This is a genomic window from Pseudomonas sp. Q1, from assembly GCF_009935975.1.
GTDB lineage: Bacteria > Pseudomonadota > Gammaproteobacteria > Pseudomonadales > Pseudomonadaceae > Aquipseudomonas > Aquipseudomonas palleroniana.
On record NZ_QODI01000002.1, the window covers coordinates 365,479 to 377,342 of the forward strand.

9 protein-coding genes are annotated in these 11,864 nt (G+C 57.4%); 6 read left to right on the forward strand and 3 right to left on the reverse strand.

Annotation, left to right across the window (positions count from 1 at the left end; genetic code table 11):
- Nucleotides 1–108 precede the first annotated feature (108 nt).
- Both DK870_RS04665 and DK870_RS04670 read left to right on the forward strand, forming a co-directional pair.
- The gene (locus tag DK870_RS04665) at nt 109–1,896 is read left to right on the forward strand and encodes a sensor domain-containing phosphodiesterase (protein ID WP_161548097.1); all 1,788 of its coding nucleotides are present in this window, start codon (nt 109–111) and stop codon (nt 1,894–1,896) included.
- A gap of 145 nt (nt 1,897–2,041) precedes the next feature.
- Entirely contained in the window at nt 2,042–3,589 is a 1,548-nt protein-coding gene (locus tag DK870_RS04670) for a diguanylate cyclase (RefSeq protein WP_161548098.1), read from the forward strand.
- A gap of 17 nt (nt 3,590–3,606) precedes the next feature.
- On the opposite strand, the gene DK870_RS04675 is transcribed toward DK870_RS04670, so the two are convergent.
- Together DK870_RS04675 and DK870_RS04680 are read right to left on the reverse strand one after the other, a co-directional pair.
- On the reverse strand, nt 3,607–4,797 hold the full coding sequence (locus tag DK870_RS04675) for an MFS transporter (protein WP_161548171.1): 1,191 nt from the start codon (nt 4,795–4,797) through the stop codon (nt 3,607–3,609).
- 105 nt (nt 4,798–4,902) lie between these two features.
- On the reverse strand, nt 4,903–5,577 hold the full coding sequence (locus DK870_RS04680) for an RraA family protein (RefSeq protein WP_060753055.1): 675 nt from the start codon (nt 5,575–5,577) through the stop codon (nt 4,903–4,905).
- A 242-nt stretch (nt 5,578–5,819) separates the two neighbouring features.
- Between DK870_RS04680 and DK870_RS04685 the strand changes: the two genes are divergently transcribed.
- Entirely contained in the window at nt 5,820–6,812 is a 993-nt protein-coding gene (locus DK870_RS04685; RefSeq protein ID WP_060753056.1) for a hydroxyacid dehydrogenase, read from the forward strand.
- An 84-nt stretch (nt 6,813–6,896) separates the two neighbouring features.
- The gene (locus DK870_RS04690) at nt 6,897–8,225 is read left to right on the forward strand and encodes an MFS transporter (RefSeq protein WP_161548099.1); all 1,329 of its coding nucleotides are present in this window, start codon (nt 6,897–6,899) and stop codon (nt 8,223–8,225) included.
- A gap of 181 nt (nt 8,226–8,406) precedes the next feature.
- Here the strand turns inward: DK870_RS04690 and DK870_RS04695 are convergent, their stop codons facing one another.
- A complete protein-coding gene (locus tag DK870_RS04695; protein WP_081086957.1) occupies nt 8,407–9,105 on the reverse strand; it encodes an IclR family transcriptional regulator in 699 nt (232 codons plus the stop codon).
- A gap of 426 nt (nt 9,106–9,531) precedes the next feature.
- Here DK870_RS04695 and DK870_RS04700 point away from each other — a divergent pair, with 426 nt between their 5' ends.
- Nucleotides 9,532–10,452: an SMP-30/gluconolactonase/LRE family protein gene (locus tag DK870_RS04700; protein ID WP_161548100.1), complete on the forward strand. Its 921-nt coding sequence runs from the start codon at nt 9,532–9,534 to the stop codon at nt 10,450–10,452.
- Between the two features lie 45 nt (nt 10,453–10,497).
- Entirely contained in the window at nt 10,498–11,841 is a 1,344-nt protein-coding gene (locus DK870_RS04705) for an MFS transporter (RefSeq protein ID WP_161548101.1), read from the forward strand.
- Nucleotides 11,842–11,864 lie beyond the last annotated feature (23 nt).

Consider the following 11,864-nt stretch of genomic DNA (forward strand, 5'->3'; position numbering starts at 1 on the left):
GTCCGGTTCCGTCTGCGTTGAGCTATAGAGGCGATAGATAAATGCAGTCGTGGGGCTAGTAGCCATCTGCTACTGTTCCAGCCAGACACAGGCTAAACGAGAGAGATCATGGACGCTTTGGATCAAGAAAGGGATTATGAAACACAGCGCCTGGCACGCGTGGCGGACTTGTGCCCGCATGACAATGAAGAGGATGAGGTCTTCGAGAAAATAATTGCGATGACCTCGGAGTACTTCAATGCGCCCATCGCGCTGATATCCATTGTGGAAAAACACCAACAGTGGTTCAGGGCGCGCGTGGGGATAGAAGAACGGTCCACACCGCGGGATGTCGCATTTTGCGCTTATTCTCTGCGTGACAGAGAGTTCATGGAAATCCTGGACGCTCACGAGGACGAGCGCTTCATGAACAATCCGTTAGTGACCGGCTCACCTTTTATTCGTTACTACGCAAGCGCCCCGCTGCTCACCCATGACGGTTTCTCCCTCGGTAGCCTGTGCATCATAGATACCGCCCCCAGAACCCCGATGCGCTCGCGCGATGCAGCCATGCTGACGTATTTCTCTGAGCTGGTGATGATGCAAATCAGGGGCTTGCGCTCCCGAAACTATGTAGATCAGCCGACCGGGTTATTCAACCGCCTCCGGTTGGAAGAAGATATCCGCCAGGCGCGCGCCAACGCGGAGCCGTACCACGTTTACGCGGTTGATGTGATTTCACCGAAGTTCTTGAATGATGTAGTCAAGGCACTCGGTTACAGTTTCGCGCAGGCGTTGATGCTGTGCGTTAAATCACGCCTTCAACGCCTGATCCCCAAACATTGCCTGCTGTACAAAATCAGCCCCACACGCTTTGGGTTCCTGCTCAAGAGTGATGTTCCCATCGAGCAACTCTGCGCGAAAATCCTTGCCAATTTCGAGGAACCGGTGGACTGCCGGGGCATTCCGATCCTGATGCAGACCGGTATCGGTGTACTTTCAATCCAAGGCCCGGAGGAGAAGGACTGGCTGCGCCTTGTCGTCGGCACTGCCGACGACGCGAGGGTGCGTAATATCGGGTGGGCGCTGTATCAGCCCCAACTGGATGCCGCTCAGCAACGCGCGTTCACGCTCCTTAGCTCCTTATCAGAGGCCGTACGCTCGAGCACTCAATTCAGTCTGGTTTACCACCCTAAAATCAACATACCTGGCTGCACATGCGACAGCGTTGAAGCACTGATCCGCTGGACGCATCCAACACTTGGCGTGATCAGTCCGGCAGAGTTCATCCCCCTGGCAGGCAAGACCGCACTGATGCAGTCCATCACCTTCTGGGTCCTGGAGGCAGTAGTCGAACAGTCGCGCGCATGGAGAGCCGAGGGGCTTGCGGTAAGGGTCGCGATGAACGTGACGGTCAGTGACCTCGAAAACTCGAGGTTCGTGGATAAAATCGAAAGCTACCTACAGGCGGGCAAACTTGCTCCTGAAGACTTGGAGCTGGAATTTACCGAAAGTATGGTCATGTCCGATCCGGAGAAGGTCGTACGCCAACTCGAAAGAGCTCGAGATCTGGGAATAGAAATTTCGGTCGATGACTTTGGCACGGGCTACAGCAATTGGACCTATTTACGTCAACTGCCGGTGAACTCAGTAAAGATCGACCAATCACTGATCGGCAACCTCCCCCACAATGAAAAAGATAAGCGTCTGGTCAAGACACTCATCGAACTGGCCAGGGGGTTGGGCTACCGAGTAGTCGCCGAAGGTGTCGAAACGCAAAGCACTCTTCACCTGATCGCCAAATGGGGCTGCACACAAGCGCAGGGCTACTTGATCACCCAGCCTCTAAGCCCGCAAGCGTTGAAGAAATGGTTTGATCGGGGCGGGGCCGCTCTGGAACTTGCGCCAATATTCTAAACCGGTTTGCTCCGCTCACCGCCGTTCCCAAATCCAAGGCGTTCTCCAGGCGAGTCGTTAAGTATTTTGAGCAAGGGCCGATAGCCAGCATACTGCCGTCTCCCCTATACGCTCTGCCGTCGACGCTTGAGGATCAAAAAAGAAGATGCGTTTTCATTTGGGTGGTTTCAAAGTTGCCGACGTGATCTTTTGCACCCTGATCTGCCTGACAGGCATTGCCGTTACAGTCTTGGTGCTGACCTTTTACACAAGGACAGAGCAGCGCACCGCCAGCGTTGCATTCAAACTCGAAGTTGACGAGCGCTTCAGTCGCGTACAGCGACGTTTCAGTGTGCAAGATTTAAAGCTGGACACCGTCAAGCGGTTCTTTATCAACGCCGACGACGTTACTGAAAAAGAATTCATGGGCTTTGTCACGCCGCTGGTTGAGGAAGGCGAAACCTATGGCTGGGTCCAGAGGATCCAGCAGAAGGATCTGGAGTCCTTTCGCGCCGAAGCGCTGCTGAACGGAACCAGCGATTTTTCTTATCATGAGATCAACCCCCTCAACGGCCAAACGCGTCCCCTCACTGAACGAGCTGAACACTGGATACTGCTCTACCTGCTGTCGCTGGATGATGTAAAGATCACCCCAGGTACCGACGTCATGGCCAACCCGAATCGTGAAGCGCTGTTCACCCGAGCTCGCGAGAGCCATCAAATGGTCGTGTCGGACCCGCTGAAAATGTCCAGTGGCCAGTTCGGCGTGTTCTTTATTGCACCCGTGTTCGGCCCAGACGCCACGATTCCCGAGCATGACGATGGCCTGCAGGGCTACGTGGTTTCCACCGTGCGCCTGGCGTTCTTGATGGAACAAAATATTCCATTGGCAAGCATGCTGAGGCTGAACGTGACGCTCTCAACGATTGACGCAGCGGCCGGTGAGTACATTTATCAAAGCTCAACGCCGCCAGCCGATTCGGAACTCTACGAGCGGCGGCTGCTCAACGTCGCTGACAATACCTACGTCATGCAGTTTCGGCCCGGCCCGGCGTTTTCGGCGGCCAATAGTCACGTGTTTTCCAGCGGCCTGATTGTTGTATCTGGGGCCGTGTTGACGCTGTTGATGACCGCGATGATGTTCCTGCTGATCACACAACGCACCCGCGCGCTTTCCCTGGTTGCCGAGCGCACCCAAGAATTGCAGACCATGAACATTACCGACCACCTCACCGGCGTGTACAACCGACGTTACTTTGAAACATCCATGGCGCGCCTGCTCATGGAGGCCAATATTCAACGCCAGCCGTTATCGCTGATCATGTTCGATATCGATCACTTCAAACTGATCAATGACCGCAAGGGGCATCTGTGCGGCGATAAAGTCCTGCGGCTTCTGTGCGCCCGGATCAGTGCGGCAATACGTAAAAGCGACCTGTTATGCAGGACGGGCGGAGAAGAATTCGCACTCATATGCCCGAGCAGCGCACTGAACGACGCAGGAAAACTGGCAGAAAAGCTCCGCTTGTTGATAAGCGCCCTCCCGTTTGATGAAGCGGGCCAGGTGAGTTGCAGTTTTGGCGTGGCGACTTGGGCACCACCTGAGTCCTTCGAGGACCTTATGCGGCGGGTGGACGCTGCCATGTACGCCGCCAAATCCGGCGGTCGTGACCGAGTTCAACTGGCCACCCAGGAAACCTTCGCTCCTTTTTAAATGCACGCTTGAATGCACTATGACGCGCTTCTCCTGCCGCCGAGGATTTCGCGAGCGACGATAATCCCCCCTAACAGCCCTCCGGCTATCGCGAGAGTGACGGACACTCCCCATTGAGCCGCGATCAACCCGGCGAGCAGCCCGCCAATCGCCTCGAAGCCAAAGCGTAGCGCGATGTAGAACGCGATCACTCGTCCACGCAGTGCGCCAGGCGCTCCACTTTGCAGTTGCATATTACTGCTCACGTTACTGACGGTGATCCCAAACCCGAGCACGGCCAGGCACAGTAATGCCAGTACCAGATGAGTAGGTATGGCCAGCCCCAGCAAACCCAATGCGCATAACACCGCCCCGGCCAATATAAAATGCTGCAACCTCGACGCGGAACCGCTGACCGCCAATAGGATGGTTGCAAGAAACGCCCCGGAACCCGCCGCGCCCCACAGCCAGCCAAGCGTACGAGCATCCCCCGCATAAACGGTCTTGGCTAAAATCGGCAGCAATGCGGTGTAGCACGACGCAAGGAGGTTGATGATCACCACACTGACCATCAACCGCCGAACTTCGAGGGTTCTCCAGAGATAACGCAACCCTTCGCGGAACACTTCACGGGTTGAACCACTGGCTCTGGGGCTGGGTGTCGTGCGTACTTTTACCAGCCCTATCAACAGGCACATGAACGCAAGAGCCGTGAGTAAAAAACAGCCCGCTTCGCCCGCTGAGGCAATCAGGACGCCGGCCAACGGTGGGCCGACGAAGCGCGCGGCGTTGATGAGCATGGCGTTGAGTACAAGGGCATTCGGCAGGTCTGCTGGATCAGGCACAAAGCTTGCGATCAATGCCTGGCGAAGCGGCGTTTCTACTGCGTTGAGCAACCCGAGCAGCAATGCCATCAGCGCAAGGATCAAGCCACTCATCCATTGCTCATAGGCAAGAATCGCGAGCGCCAGCGACTGTAGCGCGAGGATGGCCTGTACGATGATCAGCAGGCGACGCTTGTCGTGCCTGTCCGTCCAGGCTCCCGCCAGAGGGCCTATCAGCAGTTGAGGCGCCAGGGTGAGGAAGGTGATGGTGCCAAGCAGTACAGCTGACCCTGTCAGGTGATAGGTCAACCAGGACAACGCCACCTGCTGGACCCACTTGCCCAGGGTGGAAACGGCTTGTCCTGCAAAATAGATTTGAAAGTTACGATGTGCCAGCGCTCTCACGGAGGCGGGCCACTTCCTGCGTTGCGTGATGATGGGGTCCAGCAAGGCGTTGCTCCTGATTAGCAAGTAACAGCAATGCCCGCCCCATCGCACCTCAATGGCACATCAGGGTAGCAGGCAACCTTTTTTCTTCAGTGACTCCAGTACCCAGGTGCGATCATTGGTGCCTTGGGCAATTTGCTCCATCTGCTTGCACTCGGCAGCATGCTTGGCTGACGCACGATCAAAGACTTCGCCGACTTGATCGAAAGGTACACACAGGAGGCCATCGTCATCGCCAATTACCAGGTCGCCCGGCTCGATCACCATACCATCGATAGCAATAGGCACGTTGATCTCGCCCGGGCCATCCTTGTAAGGGCCGCGGTGTGAAATGCCTGCCGCGAACAGTGGAAAATCGCCTGCGCCGATGACGGCCGAATCGCGAATTGCACCATTGATCACGATACCCGCGACACCGCGCTTGATGGCGTAAGCAACCATCATTTCGCCGATCAGGGCATTGGACAGGTCGCCCCCCGCATCGACCACCACCACATCACCCGGCTCTGCAATATCCAGGGCGTAATGCAGCATCAGGTTGTCACCCGGGCGAGCCTTGACCGTGAGCGCAGCGCCGGCCAATACGCCTGCACGATGCATCGGACGCACCTTGGCGCCACCTGCCGTCATGCGGTTCATTGAGTCGCTGACGTTCGCCACTGGAACCTCCCGGTAACGTGCAACCCACTCGGCATCTACCTTGCGCGCACGCTCCAACACCCTGAATCCAATGCTCATGTGACAAACCTCTACTGACGTTGCTTATTGAATTTATTCGTTGCCGTCGGCCGAGTAGCCAAGGCTTAATTTCAGAATTGCATTTCATTTATCTCAATGCAACAAAGAATTTAACCGGCCATCGGGCAAAAAAAGCATTTCAATCACAGATATTGCAACGGCATTTCATTATGCTAATGTCGGTCTGTCGCGACGCTCTCGCTTTGATCGTCAGCCATACCCATAAGAACAAGGTATCTGTCATGACCCGAACCCTCCTGCTTACCGGGCCCGAACTGGCTGCAGACGCAATGAACCTGGCCGCACGCCAGGGCGTCAGGGTAATCCCTACAACCCCCTACATTGCTGCTGACGAGCTGGAAGCGATCATCCGTGCCGAGCAACCCGACGCAATCATCGTTCGCCAGGGGCAATTGACCCGCGCGATGATTGAGGCCTCGTCCAGACTCAAGGCGATTGCCAAGCACGGCGTGGGTTACAACACCATTGATATCCAGGCGGCTGCCGACCACGGCCTTCCAGTCAGCATCGCTGTCGGTGCCAACGCGCAGTCCGTCGCCGAACACGCTTTTGCGCTGATGTTCAGCGTGGCACGCCAGACTGCATTGCTGGACGCACGCATGCGCGACGGTCACTGGGACAAGACCTCGGCGAACGGCATTGAGTTGTTTGGCAAGACGCTCGGCCTGGTGGGTTTGGGCTCGATCGGCAGCATCCTGATGGACCTGGTCGCCCCGTTGAAGATGCAGGTAAAAGTTTACGACCCCTACCTGAAGCAACTGCCGCAACGCGATCATGTGCAGCGCGAGGAGGATTTCGATCGACTCCTGGCCCAGAGCGATATCATCAGCCTGCATTGCCCGCTGACGGACACCAACGCAAACCTGATTGGCGCCGCGCAACTGGAGCGCATGCGCCCAGGCAGCATCCTGATCAATACCGCCCGGGGCGAATTGATTGATACCGACGCACTGGTCAAAGCGTTGAGCGAGCGCAAGATAGCGGGCGCCGGCCTGGACACCTTCAACCCCGAGCCGCCGCCTTCCGACAGCCCGCTCTGGGGTCTGCCGACACTTGTCGCCACTCCCCACGTGGGGGCCAATACCGGCGAGGCACGTGATCGCGTCGGTCTCGTTGCACTTCAACAGATTCTCGATGTGTGGGCGGGCAAACCCCTGGATCCTCGCTGTGTGGTCAACCGACATCTGCTCGAGGCCAGTACCGCGGTGCAGTGACCTTGCCCCCGCTGCCCTGGCTGGACACCAGGGCCGCCCACAATGAACGCGACACTCCAGAAACAATAACAATCGGAGAGCCTCATGACCTCAGCAACTTCCACCATCAGTGAGCTAGAGCGCAGTACGATGCACCGCGTCGCCTGGCGCATTCTTCCATTTCTGATCGTCTGCTATTTGATTGCGATCATCGACCGCGGCAACATCGGCATGGCCTCGCTGCAGATGAACGGAGACCTGGGCCTGACGGCGAAAGTCTTCGGCTTTGCGAGCAGCCTGTTCTTCGTCGCGTATTTCCTTCTCGAAGTCCCCAGCAACCTGGCCATGCAAAAATATGGCGCGCGTATGTGGATCGCCAGGATCATGATCACGTGGGGGCTGATCTCGGCAGGCACGGCATTCGTGCAGGGCGCCAACTCCCTGTATGTGATGCGCTTCCTGCTCGGAGCCGCCGAAGCGGGTTTCTTCCCGGGGGTCCTGCTTTACCTCACCTACTGGCTGCCCTCAGATTACCGTGCACGCATGGTGGCGATCTTCATGGTGGCGATTCCTGCCGCCAACTTCATCGGCTCGCCGCTGTCCGGTCTGTTGCTCAGCCTGGACGGCTGGATGGGGATGCGCGGGTGGCATTGGCTATTCATCCTCGAAGGCATACCCGCCGTCCTGCTGGGGTTTGCTTGCCTTTTCGTGCTCACTGACCGCCCCGAACAGGCTAAATGGCTGACCGATGAACAACGCCACTGGTTGACTCAGCGCCTGGCTGAAGAGGCTTCGAAAAAAACCGCAATCGGCCATATTTCCTTGTGGAAACTGCTGCGCCATAAAGACATCTGGGTGCTTGCCCTGATCTATTCGGGGGCCTCCGCCGCCGGCAGCACCATGAGTGTCTGGGCCCCGCAACTGCTCAAGACCTTTGGTTTGAACTCACTGGAAATCGGCCTGGTGAATGCCATTCCCTATGGTATCGCTTCGGTCCTGATGATCGTGCGGGGACGCAGTTCCGATCGCACCGGCGAACGTCGCTGGCACACAGCAATGACCTTGTTGCTGATCGCGTTCGGCCTGCTCCTGACCCTGTTCACCTCCTCCTTGGTTGCCACCGTCATTTTGCTCACCCTGGTGTTGGTCGGGGCCTACTCAATGAAAGGTCCATTCTGGGCGTTGGTTTCCGGTTGGCTCTCCTCCTCCACGGCTGCTGCCGGGCTCGCAGCCGTAGGCGCAATGGCAAACCTGATCGGAGGCGGCCTGATGGTGAATGCTTACGGCGCGATCCACGACGCAACAGGCAGTTACGCGATAGCGCTTATGCCGCTGGCGGCGCTCTGCACGCTGGCAGGAATCATGGTGTTGGTGATTGGCCGCAAGCGTCAGCGGGAGCACGCCGAGTTGGGCGCATCCGTGGTCGCCAAGTAAGCATTTCTCAATCGACGCCAAGATGCCGAGCTCCCGCAAGGGAGCCTCGGTATCGCTTCCAAACCCACATCATGAGGTTCTGCGATGCTTCTGTCTCGTCGCCGTTTCCTGCAAGCCGGCGACGCCGCCCTCCAGGATCTACTGGCGCGCCGGACGCCGGGACAGATGCTTCCTAGGCGGTTCAGCTGTCCGCCGGCTTGAGCCCCAGACTGCGCATCAGGTCGCGGGCGACCTCGAAGAAAATGTCCTTCAAGTTGTCCGCGCACTCCTCCGTCAGTCGGCTGGCAGGCCCGGAGATGACGAGTGCGCCCATCAGCTCCTGCTGCCGCCCATAGATCGGCAGCGCGATAGAGGACGCGTGTGGGTCCGTCGCGCCACGCGAAAAGTACGGTTTTTCCAGCGCGATGCCCACGTGAAAAGGCGCTCGCAGCGCTTGGGCTCCGGCCGCTTCATCCATGGGGCGCATATCCCCCGGCTGCATATTGAGCCGCAGGCGATGGGCGGAATTGACCCGGTACTGGCACATCCGATAGGCGCCATGGCGAACATAGAAAGAAACGGTCTCACCTGTTTGCTCGGAAAGGTACTGCAGTCGCGGCATCACATGCCGCTCCAGATCGAGCGACTCCTGATACACCGCGTTAAGCCTCATGACCTCGCTGGCCAACTGATAACGGCCATCAGCCATGCGTGTGATGTAGCCCTGGTTTTCAAGCGAAACCATCAAACGCATGATCGTGCTTTTGATAAGCCCCGTACGCTCTACCAGCTCAACCAGGCTCAACGCAGAATCGCCGATTCGAAAGGCAGACAGAACGGTCAAGACTCGGTCAGCCGAAGCCACCCCGTTTACCGCTGGGCGCGGCCGCGCTTTAACCATTGAAGACACCTCATTGACAGAGCCCATTCAGTTGACCAGACAGGGCAGCCAACGATCAGGGCAGGAAAATTGATTATCTTACAACGACAGCCTGCTCGCCATCCGGGTGATGTATAGCAAAAAAACCAGCAAGGCCCGAAAGCTGCGCCTTGCAAATCCTGGATGCGTTGATCAGCTCGCGTACTCCAAGCCATCGGGGCCTCTGAAGACCCGCATCCGATTTTTTAAAATGCCATTTCTTTTATAGAATCTAAAAAGCTAGCCAGCTCATCGCCACCACAAAATAACTCAACAAAAGCACTATTTTCGCGAAAATCCTGTATCGCCTTTCGTCGGCGATTGGTTTATTTTGAAACAGCATTTCATTAAAACTAGACCAATAACAATTCCGGGCGACCCACGCCCTTCTCGCCGCCAGGAGCGAATATGAGCTTTTTTGCTGCCCCACCGACCGTTCAGACAAGTGTCTTTACCCGTCTGCCGGAACAGTTTCGCGACGTGCGCCCAACCGCCTGGGCGAATGCCAACCGCCAGGGACGAGCGATAGATTCGTTTCTGGAAGGACCATCGTTTGACCGGGAGGGTCGCCTCTACGTGACCGACATCCCCAATGGGCGGATTTTCAGGATTTCCCGTCTCGGCGAGTGGGAGCTGGTCTGCGCCTACGATGGCTGGCCGAATGGCCTGAAGATCCACCAGGACGGGCGAATCTTCATCACCGATTACAAGCGCGGAATCATGGTGCTGGATCCGCACACCGGCGATATCCAGCCCTTTCTGGAGTCGGCGGGTTCAGAAGGTTTCAAGGGCGTGAATGACCTCGTCTTCGCTCCCAATGGTGACCTGTACTTCACCGATCAGGGACAGACCGGCCTGCAGGATGCGAGCGGCCGGGTCTACAAGGTCGACGTGAAGGGCAACCTGACTTGCCTGCTCAATACCATCCCCAGTCCCAACGGGATCGTCTACGACCCCAACCTGAATCATCTGCTGATTGCGGTCACCCGCGCCCAACAGATCTGGCGTATCCCGCTGGGCAACGGCTCGATCATCGGAAAGGTTGGAGTCTTCGCCCAACTGCACGGAGGTCTCGGCGGCCCTGACGGGTTGGCCCTTGACGCAGAGAGCAACCTCTACATCGCGCACACAGGCTTCGGTTCTGTCTGGAAACTGTCGAAAGTCGCGGAGCCGCTGCAACGCATCGTTTCTTGTGCCGGCATCAGCAATACCAACCTGGCTTTCGGCGGCGTGGACGGTCGAACGCTGTTCATCATCGAGTCCGAGACCGGGAGCATTCTGCAAGTCGACACGGCCACACCGGGGTTACCAATGTACTCCCATAGCTGAACCCACAGCACAGCTCATACAACAACTATAAAAAGACCTGACACTATGACCTACGACACTTCGACCCACCCTACTACGCTCAACGAGGCCGAAGGTGAACGCTTGATGCACCGCATACTGTGGCGCGTCGTGCCATTCATTTTCGTCTGCTATGTCATCAGCTACCTGGACCGCACGAACGTCGGTTTTGCCGCCATCAGCATGAACAAGGATTTAGGGCTGACCGCAACAATGTTCGGGTGGGCCGCCGGCCTGTTCTTCTTCGGCTATTTCATTTTTGAAATCCCCAGCAACCTGCTGATGCAACGATTTGGCGCGCGGATCTGGATTGCACGCATCATGATCACCTGGGGCCTTATTTCCATGGCCACGGCGTTTGCGACTGGCCCCATCAGCTTCAGCATTGCGCGTTTCCTGCTCGGGGTTGCCGAAGCCGGATTCACCCCAGGCGTTTATCTGTATTTCACCTACTGGTTCCCGGGTAAGTGGCGCGCCAAGGCGACCGCTGCCTTTCTGCTCGGTATTCCCGTTGCGAACATCGTCGGTTCGCCGTTCTCGGGTTGGTTGCTCGAACAACACGGTGTTTTGGGCCTGCGGAACTGGCAACTATTGCTCATTACGGAAGCCTTGCCCGCTGTGCTCCTGGGCATCGCCTGCCTGTTTTTGCTCGTCGATACGCCGCTGAAGGCTCGGTGGCTGTCGGATCGCGAAAAAACCTGGCTTAACAACCGCCTCTCTGAAGAGCAAAAAGCGATTGGCGCCTCCCATGGCACCACTTTGCGGGCAGCATTGACCAATCCGAAAGTCTTCACGCTGGCGGCGATTAACTTCTGTTGCATCGTCGGCTCGGTCGGCATCGGTATCTGGCTTCCGCAAATCATCAAAAGCCAGGGTATTTCCAGTGGTGCCTTGGGCTTTGTCGTCGCGTTGCCTTATGTGTCAGGCGCAATCATCATGACCCTCTGGGCGCGCCTGGCCAATAAAAGCAGGCAGCGACTTCCCTACGTCGTCGGTGCGTTGGCCATGGCCGCCGCGGCACTGGTGGTCGCGGCACTGACGGAGCACTCCGTACTGAAAGTTGCCGCGCTGTGCATGGCGGTGGCCAGCATCCTTGCCTTCCAGGCGACGTTCTGGGCGATTCCTTCGACCTTCCTTACCGGGCGTGCCGCTGCGGGAGGCCTGGCGATGATTGTGTCGATCGGCAACCTTGGCGGTTTCACCGGCCCGTTCATGATCGGCTTGATCAAGGACTCCACTGAGAGCTATACGATGCCATTCTTTGCGGTGGCGGCCGTCCTGCTGATAGGCCTGTGCTTGATGCTCTGGTTGGGCGACCCCGCTCGCCAAGGCACTCCAACACTGCCTGCGCCTCAAGCAGTGCCAAAATGACTCAAGGTACAACTTCCCACTGG

Bases quoted from the DNA above. Each gene is read 5' to 3' on its own strand.
- DK870_RS04665 (WP_161548097.1), top strand. From the start codon at position 109: ATGGACGCTTTGGATCAAGAAAGGGATTATGAAACACAGCGCCTGGCA.
- DK870_RS04670 (WP_161548098.1), top strand. From the start codon at position 2,042: ATGCGTTTTCATTTGGGTGGTTTCAAAGTTGCCGACGTGATCTTTTGC.
- DK870_RS04680 (WP_060753055.1), bottom strand. From the start codon at position 5,577: ATGAGCATTGGATTCAGGGTGTTGGAGCGTGCGCGCAAGGTAGATGCC.
- DK870_RS04685 (WP_060753056.1), top strand. From the start codon at position 5,820: ATGACCCGAACCCTCCTGCTTACCGGGCCCGAACTGGCTGCAGACGCA.
- DK870_RS04690 (WP_161548099.1), top strand. From the start codon at position 6,897: ATGACCTCAGCAACTTCCACCATCAGTGAGCTAGAGCGCAGTACGATG.
- DK870_RS04695 (WP_081086957.1), bottom strand. From the start codon at position 9,105: ATGGTTAAAGCGCGGCCGCGCCCAGCGGTAAACGGGGTGGCTTCGGCT.
- DK870_RS04700 (WP_161548100.1), top strand. From the start codon at position 9,532: ATGAGCTTTTTTGCTGCCCCACCGACCGTTCAGACAAGTGTCTTTACC.
- DK870_RS04705 (WP_161548101.1), top strand. From the start codon at position 10,498: ATGACCTACGACACTTCGACCCACCCTACTACGCTCAACGAGGCCGAA.